Below are 19,622 nucleotides of genomic sequence, written 5' to 3'. Positions count from 1 at the left end.
ACGCAGGAACACCGGATACGTTCGATCCGTCACCTCAAAAATTGATCCAAATCGTTTTATTTTGGTCACGAGAGCTTGAACAGCGCGCGCAGGAAGTCCGTCACCGCCTGGCGCGCGGCTTCCGCGGTGGCCGGGTTGCCGCCGACATGCGGATCGAGTTCGACGCAGGCGTCCTGATAGGTGAAGGGCTGCTGCGTCTCGGCGTTCATCAGCATGCCGCCGTCGGCTTCGACGATCCGGCAGTTGCGCACGGTCTGCGCCTTCGGCGCGAGGGCGAGCATGTTGGCGCCGAGCAGGCCGAGATCGAAGCCATGCGGCGAATCCGGATATTCGGTCAGCTCGACATCGCGCCCCGCAGCCTTGAGCCGCTCGACATAGGCCTTGCAGGTCCGCACCGGGTTGTAGTCATCAGGTCCGCCATGAAAGATCCGGATCGGCCGCGCCACAATCTCGGTGTCGTCGCGATAGGTCGTGGAGCAATCCGGATAGAACGGGATGTAGGCGGCGAATTGCAGCCCGGAGGTGTTCCAGCGCTTGTGGAAACGCGCCAGGCTGGCATAGAGGGCTGCCTGCCCACCGCGCGAAAAGCCCATCAGCGCGATGCGCTCGGGATCGACGCGCGGGTGCTTCGCGAGCACGTCGAGCGAATGATAGATGTCCATGATCAAATTGAGCCGGCCGAGCAGCGCCTGGTTGGTGCTCGTCGCGGTGATGCCGCGCCCGGTGAAGCCATCGATCACGAAGGTCGAGATCCCCATGGCGTTGAAGGTGCGGCTCCAGGCCGCGATGTTGGCGCCGACGCCGCCAGAGCCATGCATCAGCACCACCACCGGCAGCCTGCCGCTGCCCTGCGCCACGCGCAGCTCGCCGACCACCGTGACCGGCTTGCCGCCGTCGTCGCCTGCGAGGAACTGCCGATCGGACAGCGTGAACGAGGGGATCGGATACATCTCGACCCGGGCCGGCACATCCTTGGTGATGCCTTGAGCGTTCGCGCTGCTGGCAAGCGCGAGACTGAGGATCGTCAGCACCGCCACGGCCGTCCAGGCCCATGAGCGCCGCACTACGTATGGTATCGTCCATTGGAAACCAAACATCCCGCGCGTCGCGGACACCGCCGGCACGGCATTGATGCGTCGCTCCATGGCCGTCCTCCTGGTCGCCGCTTGTTGTGCAGCGTCGCACCCGAGTAGAACGATGCGTTGCGATGCTGTCAAACGGCCACATGAAGCTGCGATATGGACAGCAGTGGAGAACGTGATCTGCCTGCAGCGTGGTGCGCTGCGGCAGGCAGGCCGCCGAGCTACCAACGCAGCGACAACGAATGCAGCTGATCATTGCCTCCGAAAGGAATGCGATGCGGACGCGACGCGCTCGCTGGAGGAAATCGATTGGTGCCGAACTCCGCTGCGCCCCGAGGACGAGCAATCCTGATGATTGCTGCGGGCATCGAAATGCTCGTGACGATATCGCCTAGAGTATCCTGACGCCCGGATTTCTGACAGCTCGTGTCGCCGTGGACGTTGCACGACGGGCAATCTCCGCATGATGCACATGCGTGAACTGCCCGTCGTGCCAGTTTGTCGCGGTCGTCAGACTTGCCGTGTCGGGCAAATCAGCTGCACAAATCAGCGCATCCCCGCTCGCTGAAGAGGGACGTTTCGCGATCGTCACGAGCGTCGAGCCGGAGATGCGATGGGCGCGTCGCTCTGCAGCCTGGTGTCACAGCCGGGCCGACGAACGGAGTGAGGCGACGGCGAAATGGTGTGGTCCTGGTCTCCCGACGCTGAGACCAAGCCGGTGGTGATGATCCGCTGGTGACGGGGGCAAGACAGCCGGTCCCCGGGGAGAGCACCTATAAGTCGCAAAACCGTCGCGCAGGGAAGGCCGGATATTTGGCTGAACCTGTGGTTCTGCCGCGTGCTTATTTGTTGCACGCGGACCGCGGGTGTCAGTCGATACCCGGTCTTCCCTGCGCCTCTTCTTCCAGAGAAGAGGTTGGCCGAATGCAAAGCTCGGGCGCAAGTCGCCGCGGGATCGCTGCGTCATATCCGCTGTTTGACGCGTCCGCGTCGATGCACATCGAGAGGATGATGTCACGCAGTGACATCAACGGAGTTGGTGTGATGACACCAGATGACGACATCGTGAACGGTCCGTTAGCAGCTCGACGAAACCCTGTGGGTATTGCGCGCCGGGAGCTGTCAATCGAAGACAATGCGCTCTGGGCCGCCTTGGAAAGCGAGACTGATGAGTAGCGAGCCCCGCGAAAAAATGTCGCGCAGTCTGCAGCGTCACTGATCCGTAACGGATATGCGGTCGTCTTATCGTTGCGGGCTCATGCGCGATCTCATGACCCGCATCGAACTGGAAGACCGCGACAAAGTGCGCAGCCGCCGTCGACCGTCCACGGCGTCATTGTCGCAGGCGGCGTTTTGTTCAGGAAAGAAGCTGGCTGTGAGCTAACAGGTCAACTATGTAACCGCCGCACGAAAGTCCGTCAGCTCGCGACCGTGGTATACGGCGCGCCAAGTTTGTGAGCGACGGCCTGGGGCAGGGCCACCGGTCCTTATTCAGTGATCGGACCGGCCTTGAAGCAACCTCAGAACTATGCGCGCCGCGAAGTAATCAGATGGGCTTCATGTTGAGAGAGAAGTTGATCCGTTCTGCCGGTGCGACGGTCTGCGCCGCATTGCTTCTGACGCTTGCGGCGTGTAGTGACCCTAACGCCGCGTCAGCGCCGGGGACCAGCAATCCTCCGGAGGTCGGCGTCGTCAATGTCATCTCGGCGCCGGTGACCTTGACCAAGGATCTGCCGGGGCGGATCACGTCGATGCGGATTGCGGAGGTCCGTCCGCGCGTCAGCGGCATCGTCGTCGAGCGCAGCTTTCAGCAGGGCGCGATGGTCGAGGCGGGCGCCGTACTCTACCGGATCGATCCGGCTCCGTTCGAGGTCGAGCTCGAGAAGGCGCGCGCCGCGCTCGCAAAGGCCGAGGCGGTGCTCTATCAGGCCGATCGGCAGGAAGACCGACTGAAGAACCTGTTGAAGGGCGAGGCGACCACGCAGGCGCAGTATGAGCTCGCCGTAGCGGCGGAGCGTCAGGCTCAGGCCGAGGTCGCTTCGCAAAAGGCCTCGGTGGCGCAGGCGCAGCTCAATCTCGACTGGGCCACGGTGCGGGCGCCGATCTCCGGCCGCATCGGACGTGCGCTGGTGACCGAAGGCGCGCTGGTCAATCCCAACGAGACGACGCATCTTGCGACCATCCAGCAGCTCGATCCTGTTTATGCCGACTTCACGCAGTCCGTCGACGAACTGAATCAGTTGCGGCGCGATCTTGCCGAAGGCCGGCTCAAGAGCGTGTCGCCCGAGGCGGCGCGGGTCCGTCTCGTGTTCGACGACGGCTCGACCTACAAGCATGCCGGACGGCTGCTGTTCTCCGATGTCAGCGTCGATCCGTCCACGGCCAAGGTCACCTTGCGCGGCGAGTTTCCGAATCCGGAGGGCGAGCTGCTCCCCGGCATGTATGTGCGCGTTCAGATCGAGGAGGCGATCGACACTGCTGGCATCGTCGTGCCTGTTCAGGCCGTGCAGCGGACGACGGCCGGCAACAGCGCCGTCTACGTCGTCAACAATGAGGGGCGGGCGAACCTGCAGCCGGTGCGGCTCGGGCGCTCGCTCAACGGCGGCATGCTGATCGAGGATGGTCTCAAGCCCGGCTGGAAAATCGTCGTCGACGGCTTCCAGAAGTTCGCGCCCGGCAGTGCGGTCACGCCGGTGCCGTGGAAGATGTCGGTCGCCGACAAGCCGTCCGCTGCGAAGTAAACGTGGCCTGCGGCCCGGAGAGCATCTCACATGTCACCCTTTTTCATCGCACGTCCGATCTTTGCATGGGTCGTGGCGATCTTCATCTGTCTCGGCGGCATCCTCTCGATTCCGTTCCTGCCGGTCGCGCAATATCCGATCATCGCGCCGCCCTCGATCTCGATCTCGACCGCCTATCCCGGCGCGTCGACCGAGAACCTCTATTACAGCGTCACGCGCCTGATCGAGGAGGAGCTGAACGGCGCCGCCGGCATCCTGAACTACGAATCGACCAGCGACACCACGGGTGAAGTCGAGATCATCGCCCAGTTCAAGCCGGGCACCGATATCGAGCTCGCCGCGGTCGACGTGCAGAACCGCATCAAGCGCATCGAGCCGCGCCTGCCGGAGGCCGTGCGCAAGCAGGGCATCGTCATTCTCGAGGCCTCGAGCGCCATCCTGCAATTCGTCACGCTGACCTCCACCGATGGCAGCCTCGACGAAATCGGTCTCGGCGACGTCGCCACCCGCTACGTGCTGCCGGAGTTGCGGCGCCTGCCGGGCGTCGGCCGTGCCCGCTTGTTTGCCTCCGAGCGCGCGATGCGTATCTGGCTCGATCCGGACAAGCTGCTCGGTCTGGGCCTGACCGCGCAGGACGTCGATGCCGCGATCGCCGCGCAGAACGCACAGGTCGCCTCCGGCATTCTCGGCGTGCCGCCGTCGCCCAGGGCGCAGCGCACGCAGAACACCGTGCTGGTGAAGGGGCAGCTCGAATCGCCGGAGGAGTTCGGCAACATCGTGCTGCGCGCCAATCTCAACGGTTCCACGGTCAAGCTGTCGGACGTGGCCAAGATCGAGGTTGGCGGCCTGACCTACGCCTTCTCGTCCTGGCTCGACGGCAAGCCGGCCGCCGCGGTCGCGGTGCAATTGGCACCGAGCGGCAACGCGCTCGCCACGGCGACGGCGGTGAAGACGCGGATGGCCGAGCTCGCCGCGTTCTTCCCGCCGGGCGTCAAATACGAGGTCTCCTACGACATCACCCCGGTCATCGCCGCCTCGGTCAAGAAGGTGCTGATGACCCTGGGCGAGGCGGTGATCCTCGTCTTCCTGGTGATGTTCCTGTTCCTGCAGAACATCCGCTACACGCTGATTCCGACGATCGTGGTGCCGATCGCGCTGCTCGGCACCTGCGCGGTGCTGCTCAGCCTCGGCTTCTCCATCAACGTGCTGACGATGTTCGGCATGGTGCTCGCGATCGGCATCCTGGTCGACGACGCCATCGTCGTGGTCGAAAACGTCGAGCGCATCATGGCGGAGGAGGGGCTCTCGCCGCGCGAGGCCACTGTCAAGGCGATGGAGCAGATCACCGGCGCGGTCATCGGCATCACCCTGGTGCTGATGGCGGTGTTCGTGCCGATGGCTTTCTTCCCCGGCTCGGTCGGCATCATGTATCAGCAGTTCTCGGCGTCGATGGTGGTGTCGATCGGCTTCTCGGCTTTCCTGGCCCTGTCGTTGACCCCTGCATTGTGCGCGACCCTGCTCAAGCCGATCGAGAAGGGCCACGGCCATGCCAAGCGCGGCTTCTTCGGCTGGTTCAATCGCTGGTTCGGCCGGGTGACGGAACGCTACACCGGCGCGACGCGCTGGGTCGTCGCGCGCGGCGGCCGGTTCATGATCATCTATGTGCTGCTGCTCGCCGGGCTCGGCTATTCGCTGTGGCGGCTGCCGGGCGGTTTCCTGCCGGTCGACGACCAGGGCTTCGTCATGGTCGACGTGCTCACGCCGGCCGACGCCAGCACCAACCGCACGCTCGACGTGGTGCAGACGGTGGAGAAGAAGCTCGCGGAGACGCCCGGCATCGACACGGTGTCCTTCATCGCCGGCTTCAGCTTCTACGGCCAGGGCTCGAACACGGCGCAGGCCTTCGTGACGCTGAAGGACTGGTCGGAACGCGGCCGCAACGAGAGTGCGGACGCCTTGATCGCGCGTCTCAATCCGGAACTGGCCAAGATCCGTGACGCCGAAGTCTCGGTGCTGGCGCCGCCCCCCATCGACAATCTCGGCAACACCTCGGGCTTCAGCTTCCGCCTGCAGGACCGTTCGCAGCGCGGCTACGACGCGCTGATGTCGGCCAAGGACCAGTTGTTCAAGGCCGCGGCGGAATCGCCCGTGCTCGGCAAGCTCAGCGTCGAAGGCCTGCCGCCGGCGCCGCTGGTGCGTCTCGAGATCGACCGCGCCAAGGCGGCCGCGCTCGGGGTGACCTTCGCCGCGATCAACGGCGCGCTGTCGACCAGCCTCGGCTCGAACTACATCAACGACTTCCCGAATCTCGGGCGCATGCAGCGCGTCGTCGTCCAGGCCGACGAGGACAAGCGTACCAAGCCCGATCATCTGCTGACCTACAGCGTCCGCAACAATGCCGGCGAGATGGTGCCTTTCTCCTCGTTCGCCCGCATCGCCTGGTCGGTCGGGCCGACCCAGGTCGTCGGCTTCGACGGCTATCCGTCGGTGCGCATCACCGGCAATCCGAAGCCCGGCTACACCTCGGGCGACGCGATCGCCGAGATGGAGCGGCTGATGGGCACGCTGCCGAAGGGCTTTGGCTACGCCTGGACCGGGCAGTCCTTGCAGGAGAAGCTGGCGGGATCGCAGGCGGTGTTCCTGCTCGGCCTGTCGATCCTGTTCGTATTCCTGTGCCTGGCCGCTTTGTATGAGAGCTGGGCGATCCCGTTCGCCGTGATGCTCGCGGTGCCGCTCGGCCTCATCGGCTCGGTCGCCGCCGCCTGGCTGCGCGGCCTGCCCAACGACGTCTATTTCACGGTGGGCGTCATCACCATCATCGGCCTGTCGGCCAAGAACGCCATTCTCATCATCGAGTTTGCCAAGGACCTTCGGGCCCGCGGCACGCCGCTGATCGAGGCGACGGTGACGGCGTGCGAACTGCGCTTCCGGCCGATCATCATGACGTCGCTCGCCTTCATCCTCGGCGTCGTGCCGCTGGTGATCGCCACCGGCGCGAGCGGCGCCAGCCAGCAGGCGCTCGGCACCGGCGTGCTCGGCGGCATGATCACGGCGACTTTCCTGGCCGTGTTCTGGGTGCCGGTATTCTTCGTCATGGTGATCCGGTTCTTCACGCGCGGCAAGTCGGCGGTCGCCGCAGTGCCGAAGGAGGAGGTGCCTTCGGCTGCGCATTAGGGCCTGGTCCGCACGATGCCGGGACGCCGGTTCTTGCTCGTCTCGGCTCGTGATATCCTCAGGGAAGGAGAGCAGGGAAGACAGGACTGAGGAGTTGGAATGGTCGGCATTTGGGGGCAGTGACGCAGTGGCCGCAACGCGGATCGCCATTCTCGGCAGTTCAATGCCAAGCTTCGAACTTGCCGATGTTCTCATGGCCGACGGCTGCGACATCTGCGCGATCGTGCCGCCGCGCGGCGGGCTCGGACGCGGAGTCGAACGGCGCGCGGCTGCGCGCGGGTGGCCGGTGTGCGATGTCGGACCGTCGATCAATGACCCGCATACGATCGAGCGGCTGCGGCTGCTGCGGGCCGACCTCTACGTGAATTGGGGCCATCCCGAGCGCTTTTCGCAGGACGTGCTGGCATTGCCGCGGCTCGGCGTTCTCAATCTGCATCCCGGCGAGATCCCGGGCGCACGCGGGCTCGAGCCGGTGTTCGCGGCCATCGTTGAGGGCTGGCCGGCGATCACTCAGACGGCCCATCTGATGAGCGCCGCCTTCGACGATGGCCCGATCATCCGCACCCGCCGCATCGCGATCGATGACGAGCCGTATCGCGACGTCGTCGAGGAGCGGTTACGCGAGGGGGCCGTCGGCTTCTATCGCGAGGCGGTGCTGGCTGTGCTGTCCGGTGAGCGCGGTGCACCGGGGACGGGGCCGCGGCGTTATTTCGGAAAGCTGAAGCCGGATGATGACGTGCTGCGCTGGACCGAGCCGCGTGAACCCGTGCTGCGGCGGGTGCGCGCGCTGAGTCCGTTCAAACCCGCACGCAGCTTCGTCGCCGGCCACAATGAGCCGCTGCTGATCTGGCGCGCGGAGGCCAGTGATGTCGCCGCTGAACGCGCGGCGGCCGGACAGGTGATCGCGGCCGGCGACGATGAGCTGTTGGTGGCGGCCGCGGATGGGCTCGTCCGCATCACGTCGTATGAGCGTCCGCCGGCGCTGCGGTTGGTCGAGCTGACAGGCGTGGAGCTGACCGATGATCAGCCGCGATGAGGGCCGCGCAGTCGGCTCGACAGCCTCTCGCGCTTGCGTGCGCGCAGGATGCGGTAGGAGAGGCGGCCTTCGGTCATCGCAACCTGCATCTCCGAGCCGGGGCGGGCCATGATGAGGTCGAGGACGCGGGCATCGGATTGCGCGGTGACGTCTTCTTCTGCGGGCGCTCCGGCGCCGAAGCCTGCGAGCTGCGCGTCGCCTTCCGCGGCGCGCGCCAGCATCACGTTCGGCGTGATGTCGCGGTCGCCGAGCACGTCGAGCCCGCAGGCCCCCATCTCGGCACGCCGCGCCATCACGTCGTCGCGGTCGAACACGTCGGTGTAGAGGAACGTGCCGCCCGGCCGCAGCACCCGCGCCACCTCGGCATAGAACCGCGCGATATGCGGATAGCAGTGAGAGCTCTCGACATTGGTCACGACATCGAAACTCTGGTCGGCGAACGGCAGCTGCTCGGCGTCGCCCTCCAGGAAGCGGCTGCGCGGGGCATCGACCGCGCGGCGGCAGAAAGCGATGTTCTCCGGCGTGAGGTCGATGCCGGTGACCCCGCGCGGCTGGAAGTAGTTCAGCAGCGTGTGTACGGTGCCGCCGCGGCCGCAGCCGATATCGAGCACGTCGCGGCCGGCGAGATCGGTGTCGCCGACCAGTTCGAGGATCAGCCGCACCGAGCTGGCGTTGACGGCATTGGGCGTGGGCAGCAGGCGCGCCTCGTCCTGGCCCGACGGCAGATAGCCCCAGTTCATGAACAGGCTGACCTCGCCGAACGGCAGCCCGTCGACGCGCCGGTTCCAATAGCCGTAGAAGCGCTGGATGCGCGACTTGAAGGCCTCGGGCGCAGTCGCCTTGTCGGGCAGGTCGTAAGTGTCGTGGTCGGACATGGGCGGTCTCGCTACAGCTCGATGCAGTCGGCGACCTTGCGCAGGCGCAGGATGCGATATTCGAAGCGGCCATCCTCGATGCTGTCAAAGAACTCGGAGCCTTCCGGCGCGAGGAAGTAGCTCATTAGGGCGGCGCGCGTCGGGTCGGCCGCGCCGGTCTCCTCCGCATTGAAGGCCCGCAGCTGCACCTGCGCCGCCTCGCGCCGCGCGGCCAGTACGTTGGCGGTGATGTCGCGATCGGCTGCAATGACGAAGCCGTTGGCGGTGAGGAAATCGCGCGCATGCGCGAACTGCGCCGGCTGCAGCAGGTCGGTATAGGCGAAATGGCCGCCAATCCGCAGCACGCGATTGACCTCGCGGTAGAAGCGGTCGATGTCCGGATAAGCGTTGGAAGATTCGATGTTGGTGACGAGATCGAAGCTGCCGTCACCAAACGCGAGGTCCTCGGCGTCGCCCTGGAAGAAGCGCAGGCGCGGATCGGCCTGAGCGTGGCGGCAATGGGCGATGCTCGTCGGGTTGAGATCGACACCCGTGAGGCTGCGCGGCGAAAAGCGCGCGGCGAGCGTCGCCAGCGTGCCGCCGCGGCCGCAGCCGACGTCGAGCACATCCAGACCATGGACGCCAAGCGGCCCGAGCAGTTCCAGCACCAGCCGCACCGCATGGCGATCGAGCATCGCGGCTGGCAGACTGCCGCTCCAATCGTCGGGCCGGCCCTCGACTGGCAGGTAGCCCCAGTTCAAGAACTGCACATAACCATCGAGGCTGCTGTCGGAGAGATAGGTATTCAGGCCGTTGTAGAAATCGATGACGCGCGACTTGAGCTGCGCCGGTGCAACCCCGAGGCGGTCGCCAAGACCGGGAGACGGGATGGGATCGTGCGAGTTCATCGGAGGCTCCGCCGGCGGTCGAGGAGGGCATGGCGGCGGCGCTCGGCGCGGTCGTCGACGTCCGGTGTCTCGGTCATGGCGGCCTTGTCCTCGGTCGCGAGCCTGGCCTGATCGGCGATGGTGGTGGCGCGGAACAGGTCGATCAGCGCAAGCTCGCGGCCGAAATGGCTGTTGATGCGATGGAGCAGGCGCACCAGCAGCAGTGAGTGGCCGCCGGCATCGAAGAAGTTCGTGGTCCGGTCGATGCGCTCGCGCTGCAGCAGCTCCTGCCAGACCGCATGGACCGCATGCTCGGCGTCGCCGGCGGGAGCGGCCGCCTCATTCATCTCAGGTGCGGCTGCGATCGGCGGCAGCGCGCGACGGTCGATCTTGCCGGTGCGGGCGAGCGGCATCCGCTCGATCACCGCGATCTGGGCGGGGATCATGTACTCGGGCAGCAGCTGGCCGAGATGCAGCTTCAACTCGGGTCCGATGCTGCGGCCAAGCGCGGTCTGCAGCGGATCGTTGGACAGCTCGTCCCATGGCCTCGTCGTCCGCAAGACCTCCAGGGGCGAGGCTGGACGAGGGCCGCCTTGCGGATACAGCAGCACGTCGAACACGCTGTCGCCGGCGCGCTCCGACAGCGCAAAGTCCACCGCGAAGCCGGCGGCGGCTGCGGCCTGCGCGAGCTGCTCGGGATGCGGGGCTGGCGCCGGCGGCGCCGCATCGGGATCGATGGAGGCAAGCAGCTCAAGATCGTCCGTCAGGCGACCGTCGGGCACACCGGTGATGCAGAGCGATCCATGCTTATGCGCGGCAGCGATCATCGCGGTGACCGGGTCGGCGGCATCGAGCGTCGCCCAGGCCATGCTGACCGCGGGAGGCGACGCGTGAGTGGCGCCAGTCTCGATCACCACCTCGTAGCGGTACTTGGTTAGCTCATTGATCGCCATGCCGCGCTTGGCGGCGAGCCGGACCGTCGCGCCATGCTCGGCCGCGATGCGGGTGAAGAAGGCAGGATCGAGCACCAGCTCCTTGTCGAAGCGGATGCGATTGGCGGCACGGGCGAGAATGGCGGGGCCCCCGAGCGCATGCTGCCGTGCCTCGACCGAGACCGCGAACAGGCGCTGCAGGGGCAGCGACCTGATGTCGCCGAGATAGATCCGACCAGATGGCGCGAGGCAGGCGAACGCGCCATCGAGAACGTGGCGCAGATAGTCCCGGCTCGGGAAGTACTGGACGATGGAATTGAGGATGACGAGATCGAAATGCTGCTGCGGCAAGCCGGCGAAATCATTGGCCTCACGTTGCTCGATCGTCACATGGCTCCAGCCGTTGCGGCGCGCGAGTTCGCGAGTGCCGGCCACCGCCGGCGGCGAGAAGTCCGTGCCGTGATAGGATTCGACCGCCTCGGCGAGGCCACGCAGCAGCAGCCCGGTGCCGCAGCCGATCTCCAGCACCCGGCGTGGCTTCAGTGCCAGCAGCGCCTCGGTGGTCCTGGCCTGCCATTCGCGCATCTCGGCGACCGCGATCGGCCGGCCGGTGTAGCTGTCGTGCCAGCCGGCGAGATCGGCATCCGCCGCATCGGCGGCAGGGGCGTAGGTGATCTCGTACAACTCGCGCCAGTCGGACACGAACGCCTGGCCATGCTGCTGGTGCTGCACGGTTGCAACGTCCGGCTTGAGCGTGACGAAGGCTTCGACAAACTTGTCGTCATCTGCCGTCCGAACGACGACGGCGGCCTCGGCGACCGCGGGATGATGCGCGAGCGCGAGCTCGATCTCCTCGATCTCGATGCGATGACCGCGGATCTTGACCTGATTGTCGCGCCGCCCGACGAACTCGATATTATTGTCCGGATCGAGCCGCACGAGATCGCCGCTGCGGTAGAGTCTGGTGCCGTCGGCCGCCGTGACGAAGCGGGCCTCGGTCGCGTCGGTATCGCCGAGATAACCGATGGCGAGGCCGTTGCCGCCGATGCAAAGCTCGCCGGGCATGCCGGCCGGGACGGGCCTGAGGTCGGCGTCGAGAATGCGGCAGGTCACGCCCGGCAGCGGCCGTCCGATCGGCACGGTGGCGGCGTGCTCCGCGAGCTGCGCGATCGAATGGAACGTTGCAAAGGTCGTGGTCTCGGTCGGTCCATAGACGTGCAGCAGGCGGGCCGGCGGACCGGCCGCGAGCACGCTGTGGACATGCTCGGCATTGACCGCCTCGCCGCCGAACAACACGAGCCGCAGCGACGCGAAGCCTGCAGGCTTCAGCTGGGCGACCTGGTTGAACAGCGCCGTGGTGAGGAACATGACCGACATTGCACGCGCCTTCAGATATCGCGCGAGCGCATCGGGATCGAGCAGGGTCTGCTTGTTGACGAGTACGATGCAGCCGCCATTGAGCAGCGCGCCCCAGATCTCGAAGGTGGCGGCGTCGAACGAGAGCGGGGCGGCCTGCGCGATACGATCGTCAGGCGTCAGCGCGGCGTAGTCGGTATCGAGAACGAGATTGGCGACGGCGCCCTGTGGCACGAGGATCGCCTTCGGCGTTCCGGTCGAGCCGGAGGTGAAGTTGACATAGGCCGGGCTCTCGGCGCGGATCAGATCCGGCGCGGGCAGCGCCGCCCGGGCGCGCTCGTCCATGTCGCCCGGGATCACGATGCCGAGCGATTCATTGATCCGCCTGAACACGTCGCGAGATGCGGCGGTGGTGAGGACATGGCGGACACCGGCCTGCGTCAGCATCAGCGCAAGCCGCGCCTGGGGCAGGGCAGGATCGAGCGGCAGATAGGCGCCGCCGGCGCGAATGATGGCGAGCAGCATGACGATCGTTTCGGTCGAGCGATCTGCGGCGATACCGACGATGTCGCCAAGCTCGACGCCGGCTGCGACCAATTGCTCGCCGAGCACCCGGCTCGCCGTGTCGAGTGCAGCGTAGCTCAGCGCCCGGCCGTCATCGCCTTCGATGGCGATGCGATGACCATGCGTCGTCGCGATCGTCTGGAAGCGCGTAGCGAGCCCGGCATTGCCGCTCGGAAGCGGGCGCGGCCGCTCCAGCGCCCGCTGTTGCGTCTGCAGATCAGACGGCAGTGCCAGGAGGAGCGAGGCAAGGGGAGTGGCGGGCGCGTCCAGCGCGGCCGTCAGCAGCGTGGTGAACTGCGCGGCGAGACGACCTGCCGTAGCTGGCGTGAAGAGATCGGTGGCATAGACCAGCAGACCTTCTATGGCACCGTCGCGTTCGAACAAATGAGTCTCGATGTCGAACCGCGTGGTGCGGATGTCCACTGGAAACGGCGAAGCTTCGATGCCGGGCAGAGCGAGGCGGTCGTCGGTCGCGTTCTGCAGCGCGAATGCGACCTGGACCAGCGGATTGCGGGCGGGGTCGCGATCAGGATGCAAGCGTTCCACCAGCTGCTCGAACGGCAGGTCCTGGTGCTGGTAGGCCTCCAGCGCGACATTGCGCACGCGCGCGATCAGCACCTCGAGCGACGGCGTGCCCGACAGGTCGAGCCGCAGCGCCAGGGTGTTGACGAAGAAGCCGATCAGGTTCTCGGTCTCGTGGTGGTGGCGATTGGCGATCGGGCTCGCCACCGCGAAGTCCTCCTGCGCAGCGGCTCGGCCGATGACGGCGCCGTAGATCGCGAGCAGCGCCATGAAGGACGTTGCATTGCTGCGCTCCGAGAGCCCCTTCAGACGCGCCGTCGTCTGGGCGTCAATCGTGATCGGCACGATGCCGCCGCGATAGGACTGCCTGGTGGGACGGCGATAGTCGAGCGGCAGGCGCAGCTCGGGCAAATCGGCAAGGCGGGCCGACCAGGCTTCGAGCTGCTCGCGCGCGCGAGCGCCGGAGAACCAGTCGCGCTGCCATGTCGCGAAATCGGCATAGCGCAGCGGCAGCGGACGCACTGTAGCGCCGCTCATCAGCAGCGACAGCTCGCGCGCCAGCACGGTCAGCGACCAGCCGTCGCAGGCGATGTGATGCATCACCAGCGCCAGCACGGCGCTGTCGGGGGCGATCCGGACGAGCGTCGCGCGCAACAGCGGCGGTTGCCACAGATCGAAAGGCTCGCGCGCCGCCTCGGCAACCAGCGTGCGCGCCTGCTCACCGGCCTCCGTTCGATCACTGACATCGATCCGGCGCAACGGGCAGCGCATCGGCGGCAGCGGCTCCTGCACGGACTGCCCGTCGCGTTCCAGCATCCGGCTGCGCAGCGGCTCGTGGCGGGCGATGATGTGATCGAGCGCGAGCTGGAGTGCGCCGATGTCCAGCGGCCCATCGAGCCGGTAGGCGATCGGCACGTTGTAGCCGGCCGTGCCCGGATCGAGACGTTCGAGAAACCAGAGCCGTTGCTGCGCAAAGGACAGCGCCGCGGCGCCGGGTGCGGCCCTGCCGGCGATCACCTCACGGTTCGGCGCCGTTGGAGCGCTCAGCGCGATCGCGGCGGCGAGCAGGCGCGGCGTCGGCTGCTCGAAGACGAGCCGCAACGGCACAGCGAGGCGGCGCCGTTGCGCCAGCTGCGAGATCACGCGGGTGGCGAGTAGCGAGTGACCGCCATGCTCGAAGAAGTCGCTGTCGCGTTCGATCGGGCGGGCGAGGAGCTGCGACCAGATTGCGATGATATCGGCTTCGAGATCGCTTGCTGCGTCCATATCCGATGGGAACGTCGGCGTCGCGGACCTCATGAGACGCAGTGCAGCCCGGTCAATCTTGCCGTGATCGCTGACCGGCATGCGCGCGATCTGCGCGATCCGGAATGGGATCATGTAGTCCGGCAGCACCTGCCGCAGCCAGCGCCGGACGGAAGCGGGCTCGGCGCTGTCATCGTCGAGGGTGACGAAGGCTTCCAGAGACTTCCGGTCGTCATCGCCGCACACTATGACGGCAGCGTCAGTCACAGCCGGATGGCGCGCAAGCGCCAGCTCGACTTCCTCGACCTCGATGCGATGGCCGCGGATCTTGACCTGGTTGTCGCGGCGGCCGACGAACTCGATGTTGTCCTCGGGATCGAACCGCACGAGATCGCCGCTGCGATACAGCCTGATGCCATCGGGAGCGGTGATGAAACGAGCGTCGGTGGCAGTGGTGTCGCCGAGATAACCGATGGCGAGGCCGTTGCCGCCGATGCAAAGCTCGCCGGCCATGCCGGCCGGGACGGGCTTCAGATCGGCATCGAGGATGCGGCAGATCACGCCGGGCAACGGGCGTCCGATCGGCACGGTGGCCGCACGATCAGAGAACTGCTCGACCGGATGGAAGGTGGCGAAGGTCGTGGTCTCCGTCGGCCCGTAGACGTGGAGCAGGCGGCTGGAGGGACCTGCCGCGAGCACGCTGCGGACATGATCGGCGTTGACCGCGTCGCCGCCGAACAGCACGAGGCGCAGCGGCGCGAACGCAGCAGGCTTCGACTGAGCAACCTGATTGAACAGCGCCGTGGTCAGGAACATCACCGAGATCGCGCGTGCCTTCAGGTCGCGCGCGAGCGCCTCGGGATCGAGCAAGGTGTGCTTGTCCACCAGGACGATACAGCCACCAGTGAGCAGCGCGCCCCAGATTTCGAAGGTCGCTGCATCAAACGAGAGCGGCGCGGCGTGGGCGATACGATCCTCGCGCATGAGCGCGGCGTAGTCGGTGTCGAGCACCAGATTGGCGACCGCGCCCTGCGGCACCAGGATCGCCTTCGGCGTGCCGGTCGAGCCCGAGGTGAAGTTGACATAGGCCGGGCTGTCGGCTCCCATCAGCTCCGATGCGGGCAGCGACGCGCCGGCGACGCCGGCCGAAGCCTCGTCTGCAACAACAATCTCGAGAGAGACGCGAACTCCAATGAAGACGTCGCGCAGCCTGGCTGTAGTGACGACATGGCGAACACCGGCTTGCTGCAGCATCAGTTCGAGCCGGGCCCGCGGCAGCGCCGGATCGAGCGGCAGATAGGCGCCGCCGGCGCGGATGACGGCGAGCAGCATCACGATGGCATCGACCGAGCGCTCGATGGCCACACCCACGATGTCGCCGAGAGCGACGCCGGCAGCGGCCAGTCGTTCACCGAGGGCGCGGCTGGCGAAGTCGAGTTCGGCATAACTCAGCGTCCGCCCGTCATCGCCTTCAACGGCGATCCGCTGGCTCTGCGCAACAGCGATCGTGGCGAAGCGGGCAGCGAGACCGGTCTCTCCGCCGGGCAGCGCGCGTGGCCGCTCCAGTCGCTGCCGCTGGGCCAGCAGATCGGCCGGCGGGTCCAGCGGCAGGTCCGCAACGTGAGCGTCGGGCGCGGCCAGGCAGACATCGAGCAGATGGACATAGCGGCGCAGCCAGCGCGCGGCACCTTCGCGCGTAAAGCTGTCGCTGCGCGCGGTCAGCATCAGCCGCAGGCCGTCCTGATCGGCTGCATTGCTGTCCGTCAGCTTGATCTCACTGTCTGGGGCGGGCTCCAGCAGCGCCGATGTGGCGTGGCCGGCAAGCGGCCAGACGTGAAGTTCGAGATCGAAGCGCGTGGTGCCGCGCTCGAAGCCGATGACCCTGACATCAAGGCCGTGCAGCGAGAGTGGCGTGTCGGGCGTGGCCTGATAGGCGAAGCTCGTGAGCGCGGGATCGGCGAGCAGGGCGGAGAACGGCGATCCGCTGGTCGCTTCATCGTACGGGGCGTCGAGCGCAGCCGTGAGATTGTCATGAACCTGACCGAGCAGGTCGGCAAAGCGCAGCGTGCTGCTGCAATCCGCGGTGACGATCAGGGTGTCGACATGGAAGCCGATCTGATCGGCCAGCGCGGCATCGCGGCGGCCCGCGGCCGGTACCGCAATGATCGGCGTCGGGTTTGCCGACAGACGGACAACGAGCAGCATCTGCACCGCCAGCAGCGTGGTTGCGACGCTGGTCCGGTGCTGGCGGGCGAATGCGCGTAAGCGCGCGTGCAGTGGGGACGGAACTCGGGCGGCCAGCGTGTGGCCATCGAAGCGCCGGCCGCTCGGGCGGATCGCGTCGTGCGGCACCGGTGCGGGGCTTGCGTCGGGCAATCGGGCCGGTGTGGTCTGACTGACCGTTGGCGGAGCGGGAGCCATCACAGGACGTGGCGGGAATTGCCACGTCTGGTCATTCAGGCGCGCGCGATAGGCCGAAGCCAGATCGCGGCAGAAAACGGCGTGCGACCAGCCGTCGGTGACGATGTGGTGGATCATGTGAACGAGGACGTGATCGTCTTCAGCGAAGCGGATCAGAGTGGCCTTGATGAGCGGTGGCTGATCCAGCGAGATCGGCTGTCGCGTGAGGCGGGAGGCGAGGTCGCGCGCGACGGACTCGCGCTCATGGTTGGCGACCTCGGAGCGATCGAGGCGCGTGATATGAAATCGGCAGGCTGCGGCAATGACACGGACGGGCTCGCCATCGACGTCATGAAAACCGGTCCGCAAGGCGTCATGCGCGGCGACGACATCACCAAAGGCGGCTTCGAGGGCGCCGACGTCGAGACGCCCCCTTATGCGATAAGCCGCCGAGACATTGTAGGGTGCCTCATCGGGCGCAAGCCGGCTGGCGAACCACAACCTCTTCTCGGCAGCCGAGAGGCGCGACGCATCACGCAGATGAGCGATGATGTCGTCCCGGCGTGCTGCGATCGCCTGGCGCAGCTCTGCCGTCAGCGCGGCCGCGGGGGCGTGAAAGCGCAACTGCTCGCCGTCCAGGAACAGGACGATGCCGCGGCTCTGGAGCTTGGCGAGAAGCGAGGACACGGTCACAACACGCCCGCCTCGAACGGCATGGCCGCCGCATCAGCCAGACGTCGGGCGATGCCGCGCACTGTCGCGTCGGTATAGAGGTCCTGCAACGTCCCGTGCCAGCCGAGCTGCGCCCGCAATTGTCCGAGCAGGCGCATCGCCAACAAGGAGTCGCCGCCGAGGTCGAAGAAGTCGTCGGCGGCTCCGGCTGGCGCAAGCTTCAGGATCGAGGTGAACAGCGCCGCGACCGCCGCCTCATTGGGGTCATCGAAGGCTATCTCGCTGCTTGCGTCCGCCCGCAGGCGCGATAGCAGCGCCTCGCGATCGATCTTGCCGTTGGCCGACAGCGGAAACGATGGCACGATCACGATCCGCGACGGCACCATGGCGGCCGGCAGGTCGGCCTGCAGCTGCGATCGGAGCTGGGCCTCGGTGAGACCGTGAGTTGCCGACGTGGTCACGAACGCATGAAGCCGGACATCGCCTGGCGACAACTCGGCCGCCAGCACGATCGCACCGCGCACGTCATCGATCGCTTCGAGGTGGCGCGCGATGGCGCCGGGCTCGACGCGATGACCCCTGATCTTGAGCTGCTCGTCGAGACGTTCGAGGAAGACCAGCGATCCATCGCGCTGCATGCAGACACCGTCGCCGCTGCGATACATCAGCGCGCCCGGGCGGAAGGGATCGGGCCGGAACCGCTCGCGGGTCAGCTGGACATCGCCGAGATAGCCGGTCGCGACGGCTTCACCGCCGATCCAGAGTTCGCCTTCCGTGCCGAACGCGACCGGGCGCTGGTCGGGATCGAGCACGTAGCACGCCGTTCCTGCAACAGGCCGGCCGATCGGGAACGGCTCGCTGGGAGACGAGGCAGGGGTGAATCTTGCGGTCGTGGTGAACACGGCCGTCTCCGTCGGCCCGTAGCAATGCACGACGGCGCTCGCGCGGGCATCGAGGATCCGCCGGGCGGCCTCGGCGCTGCCGCGTTCGCCGCCGGTCAGGACCTCCACGCCGGCGAGCGCATCGGGACGATCTTCGGCCGTGCGGTTGAACACGCCGGTTGTGATGAAAGCCGTCGTGACTCCATGGCGGCGCACCAGCTCGGCGATGCTGTCGGGCGTCGGTGGCGCATCCGGATGCAGCACCACGCGCGCGCCCGCGGCGAGGAACGGCCAGAGATCGAACACGGCGGCATCGAAGCTCGGCGGCGACAGCGCCAGCGCGATGCTGCGGCTGTCGATCGTGGCGTAGCTCGGCGAGACCATCAGCCGGGTGACGTTCTCATGGCGGACGACGACGCCCTTGGGTCGACCGGTCGAGCCCGACGTGAAGATCACATAGGCGGTGTCCGAGGCGCGGGCGGCTGGCGGTGGTGCTGTCCCTGCGCGCGTGATGGCATCGGTCATGATGACGCGATTCTGCCACTCCGGACCAAACTGTTGTGACATGCCGGCGGCCACGACGATCAGGGATGGCTGTGCCGCTGCAAGCACGCTCTCCGTGAACGCGCGCGGATAATGCGGCGCGATCGGGACATAGCCGCAGCCGGCATCGAGCACGCCGAGCAGCAGCGCCGGCAGGTCGAGGTCACGGCCTGACAGCACGGCGATCAGGTCGCCGCGCCGTGCTCCGCGGGCGATCAAGGCGGCGCGCATGTGATCGGCGCGAGCAATCAATTCGCCATAGGTCATCGTGCCAGCGGGGCCGATCAGCGCCGGCACGTCAGGGGATCGCGCAGCCGCGCTGCGGACCAGATCGCTAATGCTGCCGCGCTCCGGCTCAGGGTGATCGTGCCAGGCCAGCGACAGCTCGGGGTCGACGATCATGCGCGGGCCGATCCCGGCGATGATCCCGTCCATGGCCTACTCGACCGGAACACGTTGCGGACGGCGCTCCTTGGGGCCGCTGTCAGCGCGCTGCTCTTCCTTCTCGACCACCGCGAGCAGGCCGCGGAGCAGCTCGGCCTCGCTGCGCAGGATGTGCTTGCGCATGATCTGGACGCTCTCGTTGCGTCCGGCCAATAGCGGCCCGAGCACCTGGTTGATGGCGGCCTGCGCGTAGTTGAGCAGCGGCTGCAGATCGATCGCTTTCAGTCCGAGCGTTGCGGCGTCGACGGTGGCGTCGTCCTTGTCATGGGCCTCGGTCATCGGTCTGGTC

Annotated in this window: 9 protein-coding genes; 3 read left to right on the top strand and 6 right to left on the bottom strand. The window is 66.9% G+C overall.

The features are described 5' to 3' along the window. Positions 1-65: 65 nt before the first annotated feature. Entirely contained in the window at positions 66-1,097 is a 1,032-nt protein-coding gene (locus BRAD285_RS19695; RefSeq protein WP_371507723.1) for a dienelactone hydrolase family protein, read from the bottom strand. 1,544 nt (positions 1,098-2,641) lie between these two features. Between BRAD285_RS19695 and BRAD285_RS19685 the strand changes: the two genes are divergently transcribed. The 3 genes from BRAD285_RS19685 to BRAD285_RS19675 all read left to right on the top strand — a co-directional run bounded on the left by BRAD285_RS19685 (position 2,642) and on the right by BRAD285_RS19675 (position 8,033). After that, positions 2,642-3,823 (top strand): efflux RND transporter periplasmic adaptor subunit, encoded by a 1,182-nt coding sequence (locus tag BRAD285_RS19685; RefSeq protein ID WP_006609081.1) that lies wholly within the window; start codon positions 2,642-2,644, stop codon positions 3,821-3,823. Positions 3,824-3,853: 30 nt separating this feature from the next. Further along, positions 3,854-6,997 carry an efflux RND transporter permease subunit gene (locus tag BRAD285_RS19680; protein ID WP_006609080.1) on the top strand — a complete coding sequence of 1,048 codons (3,144 nt, stop codon included), beginning with the start codon at positions 3,854-3,856 and terminating at the stop codon, positions 6,995-6,997. A gap of 193 nt (positions 6,998-7,190) precedes the next feature. Next, on the top strand, positions 7,191-8,033 hold the full coding sequence (locus tag BRAD285_RS19675) for a methionyl-tRNA formyltransferase (RefSeq protein WP_244422003.1): 843 nt from the start codon (positions 7,191-7,193) through the stop codon (positions 8,031-8,033). On the opposite strand, the gene BRAD285_RS19670 is transcribed toward BRAD285_RS19675, so the two are convergent. From BRAD285_RS19670 to BRAD285_RS19650, 5 genes are read right to left on the bottom strand one after another with little or no spacing between them, the layout of a single operon-like run. Beyond that, positions 8,021-8,908 carry a class I SAM-dependent methyltransferase gene (locus BRAD285_RS19670; RefSeq protein ID WP_006609078.1) on the bottom strand — a complete coding sequence of 296 codons (888 nt, stop codon included), beginning with the start codon at positions 8,906-8,908 and terminating at the stop codon, positions 8,021-8,023. The two genes, BRAD285_RS19675 and BRAD285_RS19670, sit on opposite strands and share 13 nt — an antisense overlap. Positions 8,909-8,919: 11 nt before the next feature. Then, positions 8,920-9,795 carry a class I SAM-dependent methyltransferase gene (locus BRAD285_RS19665; protein ID WP_006609077.1) on the bottom strand — a complete coding sequence of 292 codons (876 nt, stop codon included), beginning with the start codon at positions 9,793-9,795 and terminating at the stop codon, positions 8,920-8,922. Further along, positions 9,792-17,480, bottom strand: a complete 7,689-nt coding sequence (locus BRAD285_RS19660; RefSeq protein WP_244422001.1) for a non-ribosomal peptide synthetase — start codon at positions 17,478-17,480, stop codon at positions 9,792-9,794. Before BRAD285_RS19660 ends, BRAD285_RS19665 begins: the two co-directional genes overlap by 4 nt. A 2-nt stretch (positions 17,481-17,482) precedes the next feature. Beyond that, positions 17,483-19,324 (bottom strand): non-ribosomal peptide synthetase, encoded by a 1,842-nt coding sequence (locus BRAD285_RS19655; protein ID WP_006609075.1) that lies wholly within the window; start codon positions 19,322-19,324, stop codon positions 17,483-17,485. A gap of 3 nt (positions 19,325-19,327) precedes the next feature. After that, positions 19,328-19,612 (bottom strand): hypothetical protein, encoded by a 285-nt coding sequence (locus tag BRAD285_RS19650; protein ID WP_006609074.1) that lies wholly within the window; start codon positions 19,610-19,612, stop codon positions 19,328-19,330. Positions 19,613-19,622 lie beyond the last annotated feature (10 nt).

The organism is Bradyrhizobium sp. ORS 285, assembly GCF_900176205.1.
GTDB lineage: Bacteria > Pseudomonadota > Alphaproteobacteria > Rhizobiales > Xanthobacteraceae > Bradyrhizobium.
Note: the sequence above shows the minus strand (reverse complement) of the source record. Positions and strands in the feature narration are given on the sequence as shown.